This window comes from Glycomyces tenuis DSM 44171, from assembly GCF_000427885.1.
GTDB lineage: Bacteria > Actinomycetota > Actinomycetes > Mycobacteriales > Micromonosporaceae > Glycomyces > Glycomyces tenuis.
This window is the reverse complement of the sequence record NZ_ATYW01000003.1, coordinates 254,979-274,304: the sequence shown is the minus strand read 5'-3', so window position 1 is coordinate 274,304 and position 19,326 is coordinate 254,979. Positions and strand designations below refer to the sequence as shown.

Genomic DNA, 19,326 nt, shown 5'->3' with positions numbered 1-19,326 from the left:
GTATTTCCCCATGGCCGCGGAGGATCAGGCGAACGACGCCAATCCTGCCGAATCGCTTCCCCCTAAGGAGCCTCAATGGGCACAGTCATCTCCGAGCAGCTCGCCTCGAATCTCGTCATCATGGCCGTCGACATCCGTCGGTTCAGCTCGTTCACCGATACGCAGCGCAACGAGGTCGCCGTGGCCTTCCGCGACGCGATCGAGGAGGCATTCAGCCGGGCCGACCTCGCCGCGGTCTGGAACGAGCGGCAGTTCGAGCAGAACGCCGGGGACGGAATCGTCACCGGCTTCGCGGAACATCACCTGCGCAACATCGTCGACCGCATCCCCTCAACTCTCCAAGGCCAGCTCCGCGAACTCCACCGCCACCGCCCGGAACTCAACGTGCGCATGCGCATGGGCATCGCGGTCGGACCCATCAAGGCACTTGACGACGATCGCATCGACATCGCTCCGAACCAGCCGATCATCGACGCCTGCCGCATCGCCGACTCCCAGCCCGTTCGGGCACTGCTGGAGCGTTCCGATGAGAACGCGACTTACTTGGCGGTGGGCGTCACCTCCAGAGTCATCACCGATGTGATCCAACCCGACCCGCAGTGGGTGAGGGACTCCGAGTTCGTGCGCGTCAACATCTCCATCGAGGCAAAGCGCTACAACACCAACGCCTTCCTCCACGTTCCCACGCCCTCGGGGGCACTGCTCCAGTTCGGGCTGGTGAACCTGCCGACCTCCCCGGCCTCCGACGATGACCCCGAAGCGAAGGCACTGGAGGACCACTTCACCGCCCTGAAGTTCTTCAAGAATTACGTCACCGACTCCGTGTTCCAGGACCGGCCCGTCTCGGGAGCCCCCGACGGGCATGCGTTCGGAGCGGGCGACGTGGGTCGTGACGCCAGGAGTCAGTCCATCCGCACCGATGACGTCGGCAAAGGAGGTGTCGTTGCGGGCGGAGAGGTCCGCAAAGAGGACCACTCGCGGGACCACAGCGGCCAGGACCGATCGACCACCTACATCGGACGTGACAGCAACCGGTTCGGGGGCGATGGCACGATCAGCAACGTCGGCCGCGACCAGAACACCTACCGCGATGAGGAGCGGCAGACCGGGGAGCGAGGCGACAGGGCATGACCGGGCAGGCCGACCGCGCGCCCGAGTTCTATCGAATTCCGCGCGACTGGTCGGACCGTGAGGGGCGAAAGAGCGGACCACCGGTTTCCCTTCCCCGGCGGGATCCGACCCTGGCGACGTCCCGCCACGCGCCGCCGCTACCGCTCACCGCTCAGTTCTTCGTTGCCGAACACGTCGGACGCGATCAGATTCATGCGGGCCGGGACAGCCACACTTACCACTTCCAGAGCACCCCTGAGAACATCGGTGACATCGTCGCGGACCTGCAAAGAAGGACACGGTACTCGACCGAGTGGGGATCCATGGCACGCGAGCTCGAGCATGTGGTGCCGCCTCCACAACTCGACGAGCACCTCGGTGTCCTACTCAACAGGAACGTCCTGGTGCTCTGCGCGGAACCGCGGACCGGACTGTCGACCGCGATCACCCACCGGGCGCTGAAATTCGCGCGGCAGCATCGGTTGGGCGTCGAGCGCATCTTCATCGAAGCGGCGAAAGACCTGCATCGGAGCGTGGACGATCTGGAGACGCCCACGCTCCTGGTGCTCGACATCAGCGACGACGGTGAGCTCGGCCGCGAGCTGGCGAAGGCGCTCCCCCAGATCCAAGCCGCCCTCCACGCGCACCGAAGTCATCTGATCATCGCGCTGGGCCACGAGCACTTCCAGGCCGCCGACGCCACGCTGCCAGGCTCGGTATTCGAACTCCGCCGACCCTCGGCGGAAGCCGTACTCACCGCCTGTCTGCGCGGATCGGATGGGGAGGGCTATCTGAAGGAGTTCCTCGCCCATGATCGGTTCAAGCGGCACTTGGCCGATTCGTGGCCGCCGCGTATGGCGAAGCTCGCCGAGATGATCAAGAACGCCGGGCCGGGCCTGTCCATGGACCATCTGTTCGACCGGGTGCTCGATGGTCTCGACGACTGGCGGCAGGATCTGCACCGGCGGTTCGAGACCGAGATCAATCCGATCAGCAGGGCGCTCTTGGTCGCGGCGGCGGTGCTCGAATTCTCGCCGATCGAGTCGGTAGTCAAGGCGACACGACGGTTCCTCGAACTGGTTGACTACCAGGAAGACCGGCCCCATCTGCTCGAGGAACCGAGTCTGACCGCCGAATTCGCCCAGCTCACGGAAGTGTTCGATCCTGCGAGGTCGACGTTCCGAAGGCCCGGTTACGCGGCGGCCGTGGTGCCGCATGTGTGGATCGAATACCCGCGCTGGAGGTCGCCGCTCAAGACGTGGTTTATTGAGTTGCTGCAGTATCCAAAGTATCTCGATGAGCAGGGCCTCGGCCGAGTCATCGTCGCCTTCGTGGCACTGGCATCGGCCGCGAACGACTCGGAGCTCGTCACCAAGACCGTCACTGAACAGTTGGGGGACGACGTCGACCTCGGTGCGCAGCTGCTCCTACGAGGCGCGCTCGATACGGTCATCGGCAAGGAGGTCCGCAGGAGCCTGTGGAACCAGGCCTATTACGCCAATGCCTCCACTTCGCGCCAGCTCATGCTGGCCAAGGTATGCGGTGCTCCCGCCTATGCGGAGCGCTTCCCAAACAACGCCCTGTACCGGTTGCAACACCTGGCCAAGAGTGAGGACGCCTCAGTGCAGCAGGCGGTGGTCACCGCCGTCTCGAACGTGTCGCTGCACCACCGGCCACGAATTCTGCTGATCAGGTTCACGAGCTGGCTCGATCCGTCTGGGCCGTCACAGTTGCCGCACATGGTCCCCCGGATGATCGACGCGGTATACCGTAGGACCGAGTTCCAAGAACGGCTCCGACACGATCCCGACGCCCTGAACACCGATCCGGGCGGCCACGTGGCAACGTTCTGGCAGCGACTCTTCCGAACAGCGACACCGACCGAGGCCCGATCGGCAGCCACGGCCTGGTTGGAAGCCGCCGCCGCACTGGACGCGGAGACGGGCGACGCCTTGGCGGACCACTTGGTGTCCGCAGCGCTGCGCGATTACCGAAGCATCGGCCAACTCGCGCAGACCGTACGTGCGCAACTGGCCCGAAATGACCAAGGACGGCTTGCGGACCTGAGCCTGCACATCATGATCAAACTCCTCGAGTTGAAGGAACCGCTGCCATGACCGACTTCTACTTCAACCAGGTTCCGAAGCGGCCTTCGTTCTGGAAACGGCTGTTCGGGAGAGGCGGTGAATCCGCGTACGACCCACCCGTCTTCAGTGCTCCGGCACATACCGAAGAACCGGAACCGGCTCCCGAACCGGAGCCCTCGCCAGTGCCTCAGCCCCCGCCGCCGGCAAGCCGGAGCTTCCATTTCAGCCTGCCGAGCGAAAAGTCGCAGTTGACCTTTCGCTGCGCGGTGAACATCAGTTTCGAGCCCCTCCGGCCCGGGGGAGAGCTCCACAATCCCGAGACGGCGATCAAACAGGACGTCTACGGTATCGTCTGCCGCATCTCCTCACGGCTTTCGCTCACCGAGCACGAGCAGCTGAGTTATCGGATCACTGCCGAACTGCTGCAACGCCGCTCGCTCCCAAGCGCCGGACTCGCCTACTGGGGCCGCTGTATCTCCGTGGAGGCCAAGGCATCCGAGCTTGAGCTCGTTCGCGGACTCGAGCAGCGGAGGCTCGCATGGGAATCGGAGCAGCAGGAAGAGTGGATGCTCAGACGACGGATCAAGTCGCTCTCGCAGATCTTCGACGACCCTCGAATCGCGACCATCTGGTGGTTCGCCCAGCATCCGGATCGTTTGGAAGACCTCCCACTGAAGGCCCAGCTGTTCTCCGATCTCGACCACTGGTTCAACGCGCGCCGATGGCAGGCGCCGAACAGGCCGCAAGAACCCGAGCAGGTCTCGACCGAGCCTGAGGAGGGCCTGTTCGACGAGCCGGATGAGCATCTTGTCTTCGATGAAGAGCCGATGCCCGACCCGACCGCCGCGACCGACGGTCAGCTACTGGATCAGTTCCTGCTCGACAGCGATGAAGCGGGTAGGGCCGCCGTAGGCATCGTCCTCGCGAAACTCTACCGCGACAATGGCCGCGACGACCTCGCCGACCGGGTACAGCAATATGCACAGCCGTCGACGCCGACCAATCATGCACACCGTTCGGATCTCGGAGAATCAGAGCCACCCGGTCCTATCGCGCTCTGAACCTGGTCGGAGTCCCGGCACGGCGCCGGCCAAGGCGTGGCCGTGCCGGGTGTGCTCAACGCTGCGGGAACTCCACGTCGAACAGGCCGCCGAGCTCCTCGGGCATGACGTGGTAGGCGTCGACGCCGTAGCGGGGGTTGACGCGGACGTCGTACTCCTCGACGTAGCCGCTCAGCGAGTCGTAGAACCCGGCGGCGAGCATCAGGTCCATCTTGTTCTGGTCCGGGAGCTCGGCGAAGTCCCAGCCGAGCTCGCTCACCTGGGCCAGTTCGTCCTCGGTGAGCTCGCGCGGCTCGCTCTCGGCCGCGATCGCGTTCAGGTACGTCTGGCCGGCGATGCAGTGGGCCTCGAGCTCGCTCGCGGCGGCCGCGGTGTCGGGCTCGGGCAGGTCCAGCTGCCGGCCGAGCTCGTCGAACACCAGGCACAGGACCGCCTGCTCGCGGCTGTCGGCGTAGCTGATGTCGGCGAGCGTCGCGCCCTGGTCGAGGTAGGAGCCGACCGTGTCGTCGACATAGCCGTCGAACGTGGCCTCCGAGATCCGCTCGTCGCCGACGTACAGGGCGGTACCCTGCGCGCTGCCGCACGCCGTCAGCGCCGCCAGGCCGACTGCCGCGAGTCCGACCAGTTTCAAAGTGCGCACGGAAAGCCCCTTCCAATCATTCGACTGCCCTTGTGAGGTTAGTCGCACCGTTGTACGCGCCCCGATCCGGCCACCGCCTCAAGGGCGGGCTCCGCGTCAGCGGCGGTGCCGGAACATGCACCGCACCCCCGCCTGGAGCCGCGCGGCGAAGACGAGGAGGAGCAGGCCGAAGGCGGCCAGGAGGACGGCGAAGCCGCCCAGCGGCACCCGGCCCGTGGCGAACACGAGCCCGACGGAGAAGAGCGCGACGAGGCAGCAGAACAGGACGAACGACCAGAACCATCGCGTGAGCCGACGCGAGGCGCGAGACGCGGCGCGGTAGCCGTTCAGCGTCGTGCCCGACCTCGGGCCCTCCGCCGGAGTCGGGGCGACGCGCTCGCCGCCGCGGAACTCGGCACGGAGGTACCGCCGCACCAGCCGCTGCCCGAATCGCTCTCCGGCGGCGCGCCGCGGTGCCGCCTCGCCTTTCGCCATGGTTCCAAGATGCCACAGCGGCGCCGCCGAGCTCGTGCTGACGGGCCGTTCCTTCCACTCCTCTTCGAACCTGTAGTCCGAGAAGAAGCCGACGGCCCCGTAACGGACGCGGTCTTGGCCGATTCCAATCGAATTCGCAGCTTCGGGTCGGACCGCCCTGGCACCGTTGTGGTCTCGGGGGCGGGTGCCTGCGGCACCGACCGAGAGCCCCACGGCCGGGGCCGCCGAGCGGCCCGATCGCGAACAAGGAGCAACCCCTCATGACCACCTTCAAGAAGACAGCGATGTGGACAGGAATCGTCCTCACCGGACTGTTCGGCGTCGTGATGCTCGGCGGCGGCAAGATATGGTCGGGAACGCTCCTGATCGCCACGGCTTTCATCATGGTCCTGCCGTTCTGGCGGGACCGGCTCCCCCGCTGGGTCCGCGCCGTACTGATCTGTGCCGTATTCGCCGTGGTGATAGCGAATATATCCACCACCACCCTTCCGGGGTCCTCGGGCGGCATGGTGACGGCGTGCGGCGACGAAGCCGCTGACACGTATACGTCAACCGGGTTCGAGTTCTTGGACCAGGTGCTGTACATCTTCGACGGCTTCGTGTCGCAAGCGCAGCCTTCCTGAGCCGTGTTCACGACCGCGCCCCGGTCCGCTCACGGCTCGACCAGGTGGCCGATGCGCTCGGCGAGCAGGCTCAGATCCGGTTCGTGCAGGACGTCGTCGGCGATGCCGTCCTCCGCATGAGACTCGTAGTTCCGCTCGTCGCCGGGCAGGCACTCCTCGGCGCCGCTGATGGCGAACTCGTCGACCACCTCGCCGGTGCCGGTCGCGGTCACCTGGAACTCGACGTCCGTCACGAAGAGGCCGTATCCACCGCCGACGATGTCGCCCGCCTCGTTCAGCCGGGCGGCGCAGTGCATGACGAACCTGGGCTCCTGCGTGCGCCCGCACACCGTCAGCGAGGGGAAGTCCGCCGCCTCGGGCCAGCCTTGCGCGGTGAAACCGGCCGCGGCGCCGTCGAGCGGCTCCCCGTCCACCGACACCCGCGGCACATGGGGCCCCGGCCCTTCGTACGCCGGCGCGTCGTCATAGGCCGTGGGCGGGCAGTTCGTCAGCAGATCGAGGTCGTACCGCGTCTCCTGGCCGATCTCGGGCCCCGAGTCGCCGCCGGTCCACGTCATGCCGACGCACAGGGCCCCCACCGCCACCGGAGCCAGCGACAGCAGCACGACGACGGATCCGAACTTGAGACGGGACCGATCGGCGCTCGGCTTCCCGAGGGCCCCGCGCGCCACATGCCACAGGGCGGCGGGCCGGGTGAAATCGACGACGAGCAGACTCCGGTTCCGGCCGTTCGCCGTCTTCCAGCGCAGGACGGACGCGCCGGGAGCGCCGTCCTGCCCCTTGTCCACCACCGCTTCGAGCTCCCCCTGCTCCAGCCACAGCGGCTCGGCGTGCTCGGACTCGATCAGGAAGCCGTGTTCGAAAGCGGTGATCCGCAGCCGCCCTTCGGGGAACGGCACGATCGAGTACCGGCTCCACAGCAGGGCGGCCACCGCGACGACGGGGATCAGCGCCGCCCACACCAGCAACGGCCACGACTCCTGGAGCCCGTCCGCGCCGAGGACCGCGACGACCCCGGTGGCGCCGAGCACCTCGCCGGGCACCCACGGTCCGAGCGGTGCGCGTTGGCGATGCGTCCCGAGCGGTCGGCCGAACCCCTCTGGGGCGGGGGCGGACGGGCGCGAGGGGTTCATGCGCACAGAGTAGTGTCCACATGCCACCCGATGGGGTGAGCGCGTCTTGGGCGGGCCGCGAAGGCGTTCTCCCGGACGGCCGCTCAGCCGTCCACGTCCAGCACGAAGTCGAGGCTCGCGGGCTCGCCCGCCTCGATCTCGATCTCCTGGACCTCGGACTCGACGTCGGTTCCGTACTGGACGGCGATGCCGTAGCGGCCCGGCAGCAGCTGCATCCGGTACTGGCCGGAGGCATCGGTCGGGCGGCCCATCTCGCCGAAGGCGGGCCCGTCCGCCTCGAGCGACGACGGCAGGACCTGCGCCCCCTCCACCGGTTCCCCTTCGGGATCGGAGACGGTGACGACCAGTTCGACGCGCTCTTCCGGCGTGCCGGTGGTCGGGTCGGAGTCGCTGACGGAGCTGGGGCCGTCGCCGCCCGAGCCCGGTCCGTTCGCGCCGCAGGCGCCGGTCAGCATCGCCGTGAACAGCAGCGCGGCGATCGTTCGCAGTCGCATTCGGTCCTCCCGGGAATTCGCCGTCTTCGAGCTGTGACGCCGGGGACGGGCGGCGGGTTCCGCCGTGGGAGCGGAACCCGCCTGCGGCGCTACAGCGCCGACCATGCCTGGAAGAACCCGAACACCTCCTCGGTGATGCGGGTGCCGTAGTTGTGGTTCGTGAACGGCGGGTCGTCGTCGTTGCACGTCCCGCTGGTCCGGCAGCCGTAGGCGTGGACGGCCATGGCGCACGGGCCGTTGCAGCTGTCGCGGTAGGTGTAGACCGGGCTGCCGCTCTGGCCGCCCACCGTGTCGTTCTGGTAGAAGACCTGCCGGTCGTGGGTCTCACGGATCTGGTCGTAGCTGGCCCACTGGGTGCCGAAGGCCTGGTCGCCCGGGTAGCCCCGCGTGGAGGTGCCGGTGCCGTCCAGCGAGGCGCTCTGCCAGTAGTACCCGTAGGTGCCGGTCGCGTCGCCGACGGTGCAGTCGAGCTTGACGGCACCGTAGTCGTACTCGCTGTCGCCGTCCTCGGTCCAGAAGTTCACCGAGTAGAAGGAGACGGCGGCACAGCTGCCGTAGGGGGCGTCGGTGCCGTCGCGGCCGGGGAAGGCGAGGAACTGGCGGCCGCTGACCCAGCCGCCGAACGCGTCCTCGTTGTAGACGCAGTGGCCCGCGGTGGCCACGGTGTCGGGACTGATCATGAAGCCCGAGCAGTACTGCACCCTGTTCCCGGCGTCGTTCACCAGGGTGAACTGGACGGTGGCCGCGGCGGGGTGCCAGTCGGTCGGGGTCGTCCGCGTCCGCTCGTCGTCGCCGATGATCGAGAAGGTCCCGAACTCGTCGGTTTCGCCCTTCAGATCGTCGGGGTCGAAGGAGGCGCCGACGTCGTCGGGGCTCTTGCTCGGCGTGGTCGCCGGGATCGCGTCGACGTCGGGGAGCTTCTCCATCATGTCGAGCGTGGCGGTGTCCAGTGTGCTGCCGTCGCTGGAGACCGGGAGGAGCTCGCGCTCCGTCTCGGCCTGCGCGGCGCCCGTCGTGAGCGATTGGGTGGCGATCGTGGTGCCGACGAGCAGCAGGAGCGCGGCGAACATGCGGGTGATGAGCGTCGATGGACTGGGGAGTGAGCGGCTGTGGCCGCTGTAGAATGATCTTGCCGATCCGAGGTGCATGGGCATCCTCTCTCCATTTCGGATCCGGACAGGTTGTACCGCTTGTAGGGCAAGCGGTACAACCTTCTTGTGGTGGACCATAGCAATAGGACCGCAAGATCACGGTCCCCGTTTCGCGTCCTTCGCAGTAGACCGAGCTATGTGGACTGAAGGATGCGAGGCGGCCGGTCGCGGACCGTTGCACATGACCTACGTCACATCGAGGCGCGCGCCGCGAAGACGACCGAACGCCGCTGCGGCGAAGCGGGCGGCGGCCGCTACTCCGACGCCGGGACGGTGTCGGCGATCAGGTCGGCGCACCACTGGAGGAGGGCCAGGCCCTCGATCGCTTTGCCGCCGATGCGGGAGGTCGTCGGGCGCGGGACGCTGATCAGGCCGGCCTGGGCCTTGTAGTGGGCGTCCGGATAGTGGCGCCGCAGGCGCATCTGCTTCGAGTCGGGCAGCTCCACGCTGGAGAAGCGGAGGTTCTTGCCCTGGAGCGCGATGTCGGTCAGGCCGTGGCGGCGGGCGAGGATGCGGAAGCGCGCCAGGTGGAACAGGGTCTGGACCTGCTCGGGTGCGGGCCCGTAGCGGTCCTCCATCTCCTCGCGGACCTCGTCGAGCCCGGCCTCGTCGTGGACCTCGGAGACCTTGCGGTACATCTCCAGTCGCAGCCGCTCGACCTCGATGTAGTCGACCGGGACGTTGGCGTCCAGCGGCAGCTCCACCTTGACCGGCGCGGGCGGCTCCTCGCCGCCGCCCTTGAAGGCCGTGACCGCCTCGCCGACCATGCGCAGGTAGAGGTCGAAGCCGACGTCGGCGATGTGGCCGGACTGCTCGGCGCCCAGGAGGTTGCCCGCGCCGCGGATCTCGAGGTCCTTCATCGCCACGTACATGCCAGCGCCGAGCTCGGAGTGCTGGGCGATCGTCGCCAGGCGCTCGTGGGCGGTCTCGGACAGCGGCTGCTCGCCGGGGTACAGGAAGTAGGCGTACGCCCGGTCGCGGCTGCGGCCCACCCGGCCCCTGATCTGGTGGAGCTGGGACAGGCCGAGCAGGTCGGCGCGCTCGACGATCAGGGTGTTGGCGTTGGGGATGTCGATGCCCGACTCGATGATCGTCGTCGAGACGAGCACGTCGAACTCGCCCTCCCAGAAGCCCTGCATGATCTTCTCGAGCTGGGTCTCGCCCATCTTGCCGTGGGCGACGGCGACGCGGGCCTCGGGGATGAGCTCCCGCAGGCGCGTGGCGGCGCGGTCGATCGACTCGACCCTGTTGTGCAGGTAGAAGACCTGGCCGTCGCGCAGCAGCTCGCGGCGGATCGCCGCGGCCACCTGCTTGGACTCCCAGGCGCCCACATAGGTCAGGACGGGGTGGCGCTCCTCGGGCGGCGTGGCGATCGTGGACATCTCGCGGATGCCGGTCACGGCCATCTCCAGGGTGCGCGGGATCGGCGTGGCGGACATGGTGAGGACGTCCACGGCGGTGCGCAGGGCCTTGAGCTTCTCCTTGTGCTCCACGCCGAAGCGCTGCTCCTCGTCGACGACGATGAGCCCGAGGTCCTTGAAGCGGGTCTCGGCCTGGAGGAGCCGGTGGGTGCCGACGAGGATGTCGACGTCGCCGTTCGCGATGCCCCGCTGGATCTCGGCCGCCTCGCGCGCGGACTGGAAGCGCGAGAGCTGCCTGATGCGCACGGGGAACTGCCCCATGCGCTCGACGAAGGTGCTGTAGTGCTGGCTGGCGAGGAGCGTCGTGGGCACCAGGACCGCCACCTGCTTGCCGTCCTGGACGGCCTTGAACGCGGCGCGGACGGCCACCTCGGTCTTGCCGTAGCCGACGTCGCCCATCACGAGGCGGTCCATCGGCACGCGGGACTCCATGTCCTCCTTCGTGTCGACGATCGCCGACATCTGGTCCGGCGTCTCGACGTACGGGAAGGCGTCCTCCATCTCCCGCTGCCACGGCGTGTCCGGCGCGAAGGCGTGGCCCTCGGCGGCCTGGCGGGCCGCGTACAGCTGGATCAGCTCGGCGGCGATCTCGCGCACCGCCTTGCGGGCGCGCCGCTTCGTCTTCTGCCAGTCGGTGCCGCCCAGCTTGTGCACGGCCGGCTGCTCGCCGCCGACGTAGCGGGTGAGCTGGTCGAGCGAGTCGGTGGGCACGAAGAGGCGGTCGCCGGGCTGGCCGCGCTTGGAGGGCGCGTACTCGATGACGAGGTACTCGCGCTCGGCGCCGCCGATGCTGCGGCGCACCATCTCGATGTACTTGCCGACGCCGTGCGAGTCGTGGACGACGTAGTCGCCGGGGCTCAGTTCGAGGGGGTTGACGGCGCCGCGCCGCTTGGTCGCCTTGCCCTTGCGGGGGCGCTGCGCGGCGAGGGCCTTGCCTCCGGCGATGTCGGCGGCCGTCACCACCGCGAGCCCCGCGGCCTCGTCGAGGAAGCCGATCGCGAGGGTGCCGACGCAGGCGGTCACCTCGCCGGGAGGGAAGGCCTCCGGCGCCGCGGCCAGGTGGGCGCCGACGCCGGCGCCGCGGAGCTGCTCGGCGGCCCGCTCGGCGCCGCCGAGGGCCGGGTAGACCACCGCGACGGCGCGGCCGGTCTGCGTCCAGGTCTTGATGTCGGCCGTCAGGCGGGCCGAGTCGCCGTGGTAGCGCGGGGATTCGGCGATGCCGAGGTCGACGGTGACCGAGTCGTCCGCGACCTCGCCTGCAGGCGCTTCGCCGGTGATCGCGGCCAGTTCGGCCGCCAGGGCGTCCGCTTCGGGGGCGGCGGCGAACGGCGAGACGGTCCACCAGCGCTGGCCCGCGGCGAGCGCGGCGACTCTGGCGTCGGCCAGGTCGCGGAAGATCCCCGCGCCGAGGTCGACGGGGGCTTCGGCGCCGGCCGCGGCGGCGGCCCAGGACGCTTCGAGGAACTCGTTCGAGGTCGCCACCAGGTCGACGGCGCGGGTGCGGATGCGCTCGGGTTCGATCGCGACCACGAGCGCGTCCGCCGGGAGCGTCTCGTTGAACAGTTCGAGGTTCTCGGGCCCCACGAGCGCGGGCATGAGCGATTCCATGCCCTCGACGGGGATGCCCTCGGCGAGTTTGGCGCACATCTCGGCGATGCCGGGGTGCGTCTCGGCCAGTTCGGCGGCCCTGGCGCGGACCTCGTCGGTCAGCAGGAGCTCGCGGCAGGCCGTGGCGTGGAGCTCGTCGGCGGCTTCGAGGGAGCGCTGGTCGGCGACGGAGAACTCGCGGATCGCGTCGACCTCGTCGCCGAAGAACTCCAGGCGCAGCGGGTGCTGCGCGGTGGGCGGGAAGACGTCGAGGATGCCGCCGCGCACGGCGAACTCGCCGCGCTTCTCGACCAGGTCGACCCGTTCGTAGGCGAGGCCGAGGAGGCGGTCGGCCAGTTCGGTCAGATCGGTCTCGTCGCCGCGCCGCAGGCGGATCGGCTCGAGCGAGCCCAGGCCCTTGAGCTGGGGCTGGAGGGCGCCGCGGACGGGGGTGACGATGACGCGGGGCACGTCCCCGGCGTGGATGCGGTGCAGCAGTTCGAGCCTGGTGCCGACGGTGTCGGAGCGGGGCGAGAGGCGCTCGTGCGGGAGGGTCTCCCAGGCCGGGTAGAGCGCGATGTCGTCCTCGGGGATGAAGGAGGCGAGGGCCTCGGCGAGCTCTTCGGCCTCGCGGGAGGTGGCGGTGACGGCCAGGAGCGGCCCGGGCGCGTGGCGGGCGGCCTGGGCGAGGACGAGCGGGCGGGCGCCGGGGACGGCGACGACGTCGACCGGTCGCTCGGAGGAGGCGGCGAGCTCGGCGACGCGGGCGAGCTTCGGCGAGGCGGACGCGGCGTCGAGCAGGCTCGAGAGTTGGGACATGACCTTGCCTTCGGACATTCGGGAACGCCCCATCCGGTATCGCAGCCGGTGTTCAGGGCACGCTGACGGACCGGACCCGGGCGCCCGCGGGGCCCGGAACCGGCAACCGGTCGAGTCTACCTCGCTGCCGCCGTGCGGCCCGCGAGCTTCATCGGGAGGTGTCGGCGTCCACGTTCTCGCTCTCGGTGACGGGCTGGTCGAAGATGAGCTCCTGGACCTCGGGGAGGTTGTAGAACATGCCGAGGACGACGATGAAGGTGAGGATCGGCAGGAGGATCCGGTTCTCGCCCTTGCCGCCGGCGCGCAGCGCGATGCTGTTGGGCAGGCCGAGGTCGGCCCAGCGGCGCTTCTTGATCGGGATGGGGAAGAACAGGGGCGAGCCCATCTTGGTGATCATGTCGCCGAGGATGTGGATGAAGCAGCCGATGCCCATGGCGAGGCCGAGGATCCAATAGGAGCGGTGCTCGGGCAGCAGGTGGTACATGCCGTAGGAGGCGGCCAGGGCGACCGCGGTGGTGATGACCCAGCCCATCCGGTTCACCGACGCGGGCAGCAGCCCGCGGACGGCGAGCCCGGTGAGTATGAACAGGACGGCGATGACCGCCGGTTTGCCGAAGGAGGCGGCCAGGAAGCCGACGCCGGTGCCGACGAGCGCGGCGTGGAGGGCGGTATGGGTGAAGGTCCGGTGCCCGTTCTTGCGCTTCTTGTCCTTTTTGGATTTGGTGAGCAGGTAGAACCAGTAGCACAGGCGCTCGACGCACTCGGCGACGAACAGGGACACGACGCCGAAGGACCGCGCCACTGTGGACCCGCCCTTGTTCTCGGTGACCTTTCCGGCGCAGTCGATGTCGGGGTAGAGGGCGGCGCCCGAGACGGCGATGGTGCCGACCACGAGCTCGGCGGAGGACTGGTCGACGCCGAACGCCACGGAGGCGACGGCCGATCCGGCGAGCCAGAGGGCGGCGCCGGACATGGCGTGGGTGGGGCCCATGACCATAGTTGAGGTCTCCTTCAAGGGGGCGGTTCCGGGAGGACGATGGGACTATGCCACACCGCCGCGACGAGTCTCGTGGCGGCGGCGAGCGAACTTCAAATCTATGTCGATGATGCGACATGCCCGCGATAGGGTCGGATGGTGTTCAGCAGCACCCAGCTCGACGCCTACCTGGAGCGGATCGGGCTCGCACGGCCGAAGCGGCCCACGGCGGACGCGCTGGTCCGGATCCACCGCGCCCACATCGACACGTTCCCGTACGAGAACATCGACATCCAGCTCGGCCGGGCGATCGGCCTGGACGAGGCGTCCCTGTTCGACAAGCTGGTGCTCGGCGGGAGGGGCGGCTTCTGCTTCGAGCAGAACGGCCTGCTCGCGCTCGCGCTGGAGGCCATGGGCTTCACGGTGCGCCGCCTGTGCGGCGGCGTCGGGCACGAGCACCGCGGCGACGAGGCCTGGTTCAACCACCTCCCGCTGCTGGTGACGCTGCGGGAGGGGCGGTACATCGCCGACGCCGGGCTCGGCGTGGGCTTCCGCGACCCGCTGCCGTTCCAGCAGGGCAGCCACCGCGTCGGGCCGTTCAACTACGGCCTGTGGAACATCGACGGCGAGCTGTGGCGGTGCACCGTCGACCCCAGAGTGGAGAACCTCTCCTTCGACTTCGAACTGGACGAGCACGAGCTGGGCGACTTCGCCGCCAAGTGCGCCGAGCTCGAGACCTCCCCCGAGTCCGGTTTCGTCAACACCCTGTCGGTGCAGCAGCCGCGCGCCGACCACGTGCTCGTGCTGCGCGCCCGCACCGTCACGGTGTTCGACCCCAAACTGCCCGAAGGCAAGTCGGCGCGGGTGCTCGACGACGCCGAGGCCTTCGCCGAGCTCCTCGCCGCCGAGTTCGGGCTCTCGCTGCCCGAGCGCGAGCTGGCGGCGCTGTGGGACCGGGCCCGCGCCCAGCACCAGCGCTGGAAGGCCCGGCGCTCCTCGAACGCCGAGCCGTCGCTCCCGTGACTCAGCCGGTGTTGCGCAGGCCGGCGGCGATGCCGTTGACGGTGATGAGCAGGGCCCGCTTGAGCTGCGGGTCCACGCCGTCCTCGGCGCCGCCGTCGGCACGGTAGCGCTTGAGCAGCGAGATCTGGAGGTGGTGCAGCGGCGCCAGGTAGCGGTCGCGGACCTCCAGGGTGCGCGCGAGCTGCGGGTTGGCGTCCAGCAGGCGGTCCTCGCCGGTGAGCGCGAGGATCTCGGCGACGGTGCGCGCGTGCTCGTCCTTGATCGCCTCGAAGATCCCTTGCAGCGGTTCGGGGACGAGCGTCGCGACGTACTGCGAGGCGATGTCGAGGTCCGTCTTCGCCAAGGTCATCTCCACATTGGAGATGAAGTTGGAGAAGAAGTGCCACTTGCCGTGCATCTCGGCGATCTCCTCGCCCAGGCCCGCCTCGCGGGCGGCGGCCAGGCCCGAGCCGACGCCGAACCAGCCGGGCACGATCTGCCGCGACTGCGTCCAGCCGAACACCCACGGGATCGCCCGCAGGCCCTCCAGGCCCGCGCTCGTGTTGGGGCGCTTGGACGGCCGCGAGCCGATGTTGAGCGCGCCGAGCAGCTCGGTGGGGCTGACGGCCCAGAAGTAGTCCGACAGGCCCCGCATGCTCGTCAGCGAGCGGTAGGCGGCCTTGGCGGCCTCGGAGGTCTGGTCCATGACGCCGAACCAGCGGTCCAGCACGTCAGGCTGGTGCCTGGGCTCGGTGTGCAGCAGCGTCGCCTTCAGCGAGGCGGCCACGGTCAGCTCGAGGTTCTCGCGGGCCAGCGCCGGGAGCGTGTACTTGTCGGAGAGGACCTCGCCCTGCTCGGTGATCTTGATGGCGCCGTCGAGCGTGCCCGAGGGCTGGGCGAGGATCGCCTCGTGGGTGGGGCCGCCGCCGCGGCCGATGGTGCCGCCGCGGCCGTGGAACAGGCGCAGGCGCACGCCGTGCTTGGCGGCGACGTCCCGCAGCTGGCGCTGGGCGGCCTGGATGGACCACTGGCTGGCGGTGATGCCCGCGTCCTTGTTGGAGTCGGAGTAGCCGAGCATGACCTCTTGGACGTCGCCGCGCGCGGCCACGATCGCCCGGTAGGCGGGCTTGCTCAGCAGCCCGTCGATGAGGTCGCCGGCCCCCGCGAGCTCGGCCACCTCCTCGAGGAGGGGCACGAAGCCGATGTCGGCCCTGCCGCGCGCCACGTCGACCAGGCCGGCGTCGCGGGCGAGGATCGCCGGGGCGAGGACGTCGGCCGGATCGTGGGTCATCGAGATGATGTAGGACTCCACGATGGACTTGCCGAACTGCCGCTGGGTGTCCTTGATGGCGTGGAAGACGCCGAAGGTCTTGCGGCCCGGCTCGGAGAGCTCGACGTCGGCCGGAGCGAGCGGGCGGTGGCCCGCGAGCTCGCGCGAGAGCAGCTCGTCGCGCTCGGCGGCGCTCAGCTCGGCGTAGGGCTTGTCGAGCTCCCCGGAGGTGTCGTACAGCTCCGCGAGGACCGCGTGGTGGGCCTCGGAGTGCTCACGGACGTCCATGGTGGCCAGTTGGAGGCCGAAGGCGGCGACGGTGCGGATGACGCGGTCGAGCACGCCCTTGGCGGCGAGCTGGCCGCGGTGGCGCGCCAGGGAGTCGCGCATGATCTGGAGGTCGGCGAGCAGCTCGCGCCCGTCGGCGTAGTCGATGCCCGGCCGGTGCGGCAGGCCCTCGGCGTGGCGGGTGCGGGTGTTCGCCAGCTTCGCCTCGATGGCGCGGGCCTTGAGCCGGTAGGGCTCCTCGGCGTGGATGCGCCGGTAGCGGGCGGGGATGTTGTCGAGCCGGTCGAGGTCGGCCGCGACCGAGTCGACGAGGTCCTGGGAGGCCGGGCGCACGGCCTGGGAGACCGACAGCTCGTTGATGAGCTCGGCGACGGCCCCTTCCGCGGCGGCGATGCCGTGCTCGTGCTGCATGAGCAGGACCTGCTTGGTGACCTCGGGGGTGACGAAGGGGTTGCCGTCCCGGTCGCCGCCGATCCAGGTGCCGAAGCGGAGCGGGGCGCTGCCGGGGCGCGGCGAGCCGCCGAGGTCGGTGAGGGTGGCGTTGAGGTCGGTCAGGACGCGGGCGGCGGCGTCGCGGTACAGGTCGGTGAGGTAGTAGATCGCGTTGCGGGCCTCGTCGGTGGGCTCGGGCTTCTCGACGCGCAGCTCGTCGGTCTGCCACAGCATGTCGATGATCTCGGCGAGGCGGGAGTTGACGTCGTCGACGTCGGCCGAGCCGAGGACGGCGCGCTCGGCGGTCTCGGCGTCGAGCAGGTCGGCGATGCCCCGCAGCTTGACGAGGATGGAGCGGCGGGCGGCCTCGGTGGGGTGGGCGGTGAAGACGGGGCGGACTTCGAGGCGGTCGGCCGCGGCGGCGATCCGGTCGGCGGGGATGTCCTCGGCGGTGATGTCGGCGCGGGCCCGGGCGAGCCAGCCGCCGTGCTCGGCGCGGCCGCGGCGCATGTCCCGGGCGCGGTGGACCTGCTCGGTGATGTTCGCGAGGTGGAAATATGTGGCGAAGGCGCGCGCGAGATCGACCTCTTCGGTCACGTCGAGCTTCGCGAGGCGGGCGGCGACGGCCTCGGGCTTGTCGCGGACCAGCCCGCGCACCTCCTCGACGAGTTCGAGCAGCTGGGGCCCCTCCTGTCGGACCAGCGTCTGGCCGAGGAGGTTGCCGAGGCGGCGGATGTCCCGGCGGAGCTGTTTGTCGTCGACTTCTCCGGAGGTGTCGTAGTAGTCCATGGAGTTCTCCAGTGGTGGTTTGGGCTGAACCAGATGGCGGCCCGCAAGCTTCGCCATGAGCCCCTGAGGGCCGCTCGCGCCGACGCCGGTGTCCGCGGTCACTGCTGCACTACTCTGCTCAGAGAGCGCTGCCAGCGTAACTTACCGGCCTTCGCTTCGAAAGTCTCGTTCTTCAGGGTGAGACGCCTGGAAAGCAATTGCCTGATCCCCGCCGCGGACGGCGGACTCCTGTGATCCAGAACATTCACACCGACCGATGGGCGGACGTGAACCGCCGCACTCGGCGACCGTCCCCACTCCCGCACAGCGGGTGAGGCGCCCGGCGCGGCGGTGGAATACCCTGGTGCCACCACCGAACCGACGCCGCACAGCCGCCCGAGCACTGCGAAGGGATCGCGACCAACGATGTCTGACTGGGTACTGCCCGACGAGGTCCTCGCCGAGGCGCCGAGCCACACCCCGCTGCCCCACGAGCTGGCCGACCTCGAACTGCTGCTGTACGGCGCCTACGCTCCGCTGCGCGGCTTCATGGCCGAGGCCGAGGCCCGCCACGTCGCCAGGACCGGCACACTGCTCGACGGCCGTGCCTGGCCGGTGCCGGTGACGCTCGACGTGCCCGTCGAGACCGCCGAGAAGCTCGACAACCCCGACCCCAAGCGCCGCGTGCTGCGCATCACCGACCCCGAGGGGGCGCCGGTGGCGGCCGTCGAGTGCCACTCGCTCGACCCGCTCGGACCCGACATCGTCCGCGTCGGCGGGCCGGTGCGGCGCATCGCCGACGCCGCCCACGGCGTGTTCATCGGCCTGCGCGCCACCCCCGAGCAGGCGAAGACCACCTACACCAAGGACCGGGTGCTGGCGCTGGTCGCCGACCGGCCGCTGCACCGCCCGCAGCTCGCCCAGTTGGTCCGCGCCGCCCACAACCTCGCCGCGCACGTCCTGGTCATGATCCCCACCGGCGACGAGATCAACGGCGGCGCGGCGCTGCGGCTGCCCACGGCGGCGCTGGTGCGCAGCGTCCTGGCCGCGAAGGACCGGCTGCCGACGGCGACGGTGCTGACCGTGCCGCTGTCCAAGCGCGGCGACCGGCTGCGCGACGGCCTGCTGACCGCGAAGGTCGCCGCCGCCTACGGGGCCACGCACATCATGACCGGCCCCGACGGGCTCGGCGGCGGCGACGGCGTCCGGGCGATGGTGCCCCGCGAGCTGGCCTACGACACGCGCGACGGCCAGTGGCGGCCCATCGAGGACATCGAGCCGCCGTTCCGGCGCGCGGCGATGAGCGACGCCGAGGTCGCCGACATGCTCGACCGCGGCTTCGGGCTGCCGGAGTGGCACACGCCGCCGTCCGTCGCCGCCGAGCTGCGCAAGGCCCGCCCGCCGCGGCGCCAGCGGGGCCTGGTGCTGTTCTTCACCGGGCTGTCGGGCTCGGGCAAGTCGACGATCTCGCGCGGGGTCTACGAGGCGCTCTTGGAGGAGGGCACGCGCACCGTGTCGCTGTTCGACGGCGACGTGGTGCGCCGCGTGCTCTCGGCGGGTCTCGGCTTCTCGCGCATGGACCGCTCGATGAACATCCGCCGCATCGGCTACGTCGCCTCCGAGGTGGCCCGCCACGGCGGCATCGGGATGGCCGCGCCGATCGCGCCCTACGAGGTCGACCGGGCCGAGGCCAGGCGCATGGCCGAGGCCGCGGGGGCGGATTTCGTGCTCGTCCACGTCAACACGCCGCTGGAGGTGTGCGAGGCGCGGGACCGCAAGGGCCTGTACGCCAGGGCCCGGGCCGGGCAGATCCCCGAGTTCACGGGGGTCTCCGACCCGTACGAGGAGCCGCCGAACGCCGAGCTGACGATCGACACCAGCGACATCACCGTCGGCGAGGCCGTGGAGCAGGTCATCGAGTTCCTCTCCGACGGCGGCTGGCTGGAGCCGATCGGGCTCAAGATCGCCTGACGCCCCGGCGGCGCCGACG

The 19,326-nt window shown here is 69.8% G+C and carries 14 protein-coding genes; 6 read left to right on the top strand and 8 right to left on the bottom strand.

Features of this window, described 5'->3' with window-relative positions:
• Positions 1–75: 75 nt before the first annotated feature.
• From YWW_RS0106190 to YWW_RS0106180, 3 genes are read left to right on the top strand one after another with little or no spacing between them, the layout of a single operon-like run.
• Positions 76–1,131: a hypothetical protein gene (locus YWW_RS0106190; RefSeq protein ID WP_026929428.1), complete on the top strand. Its 1,056-nt coding sequence runs from the start codon at positions 76–78 to the stop codon at positions 1,129–1,131.
• Positions 1,128–3,227 (top strand): hypothetical protein, encoded by a 2,100-nt coding sequence (locus YWW_RS0106185; protein ID WP_026929427.1) that lies wholly within the window; start codon positions 1,128–1,130, stop codon positions 3,225–3,227. Before YWW_RS0106190 ends, YWW_RS0106185 begins: the two co-directional genes overlap by 4 nt.
• Positions 3,224–4,258 (top strand): hypothetical protein, encoded by a 1,035-nt coding sequence (locus tag YWW_RS0106180; protein ID WP_155829971.1) that lies wholly within the window; start codon positions 3,224–3,226, stop codon positions 4,256–4,258. The genes YWW_RS0106185 and YWW_RS0106180 overlap by 4 nt, the downstream gene beginning before the upstream one ends.
• Before the next feature lie 55 nt (positions 4,259–4,313).
• Here the strand turns inward: YWW_RS0106180 and YWW_RS0106175 are convergent, their stop codons facing one another.
• The gene (locus YWW_RS0106175; RefSeq protein ID WP_155829969.1) at positions 4,314–4,898 is read right to left on the bottom strand and encodes a hypothetical protein; all 585 of its coding nucleotides are present in this window, start codon (positions 4,896–4,898) and stop codon (positions 4,314–4,316) included.
• Positions 4,899–4,994: 96 nt separating this feature from the next.
• On the bottom strand, positions 4,995–5,372 hold the full coding sequence (locus tag YWW_RS0106170; protein WP_026929424.1) for a hypothetical protein: 378 nt from the start codon (positions 5,370–5,372) through the stop codon (positions 4,995–4,997).
• A gap of 260 nt (positions 5,373–5,632) precedes the next feature.
• Here YWW_RS0106170 and YWW_RS0106165 point away from each other — a divergent pair, with 260 nt between their 5' ends.
• Positions 5,633–5,995, top strand: a complete 363-nt coding sequence (locus YWW_RS0106165; protein ID WP_026929423.1) for a hypothetical protein — start codon at positions 5,633–5,635, stop codon at positions 5,993–5,995.
• Between the two features lie 29 nt (positions 5,996–6,024).
• On the opposite strand, the gene YWW_RS0106160 is transcribed toward YWW_RS0106165, so the two are convergent.
• From YWW_RS0106160 to YWW_RS28660, 5 genes are all read right to left on the bottom strand, one after another.
• Positions 6,025–7,128 carry a hypothetical protein gene (locus YWW_RS0106160; protein WP_155829967.1) on the bottom strand — a complete coding sequence of 368 codons (1,104 nt, stop codon included), beginning with the start codon at positions 7,126–7,128 and terminating at the stop codon, positions 6,025–6,027.
• An 83-nt stretch (positions 7,129–7,211) separates the two neighbouring features.
• The gene (locus YWW_RS0106155) at positions 7,212–7,622 is read right to left on the bottom strand and encodes a carboxypeptidase-like regulatory domain-containing protein (protein ID WP_026929421.1); all 411 of its coding nucleotides are present in this window, start codon (positions 7,620–7,622) and stop codon (positions 7,212–7,214) included.
• Between the two features lie 89 nt (positions 7,623–7,711).
• Positions 7,712–8,776, bottom strand: a complete 1,065-nt coding sequence (locus YWW_RS28670) for a trypsin-like serine peptidase (protein WP_162145920.1) — start codon at positions 8,774–8,776, stop codon at positions 7,712–7,714.
• A gap of 251 nt (positions 8,777–9,027) precedes the next feature.
• On the bottom strand, positions 9,028–12,600 hold the full coding sequence (gene mfd / locus YWW_RS28665; protein ID WP_155829965.1) for a transcription-repair coupling factor: 3,573 nt from the start codon (positions 12,598–12,600) through the stop codon (positions 9,028–9,030).
• 148 nt (positions 12,601–12,748) lie between these two features.
• Positions 12,749–13,597 (bottom strand): metal-dependent hydrolase, encoded by an 849-nt coding sequence (locus YWW_RS28660; RefSeq protein WP_081687231.1) that lies wholly within the window; start codon positions 13,595–13,597, stop codon positions 12,749–12,751.
• Positions 13,598–13,735: 138 nt separating this feature from the next.
• Between YWW_RS28660 and YWW_RS28655 the strand changes: the two genes are divergently transcribed.
• Positions 13,736–14,599 carry an arylamine N-acetyltransferase family protein gene (locus tag YWW_RS28655; protein WP_162145919.1) on the top strand — a complete coding sequence of 288 codons (864 nt, stop codon included), beginning with the start codon at positions 13,736–13,738 and terminating at the stop codon, positions 14,597–14,599.
• A 1-nt stretch (position 14,600) separates the two neighbouring features.
• Here YWW_RS28655 and ppc read toward each other — a convergent pair whose 3' ends face one another.
• Complete coding sequence (gene ppc / locus YWW_RS0106130; RefSeq protein WP_026929420.1) at positions 14,601–17,357, bottom strand: phosphoenolpyruvate carboxylase; 2,757 nt, start codon at positions 17,355–17,357, stop codon at positions 14,601–14,603.
• A 405-nt stretch (positions 17,358–17,762) separates the two neighbouring features.
• On the opposite strand from ppc, the gene cysC reads away from it, so the two are divergent.
• A complete protein-coding gene (gene cysC, locus YWW_RS0106125; RefSeq protein WP_026929419.1) occupies positions 17,763–19,307 on the top strand; it encodes an adenylyl-sulfate kinase in 1,545 nt (514 codons plus the stop codon).
• Positions 19,308–19,326 lie beyond the last annotated feature (19 nt).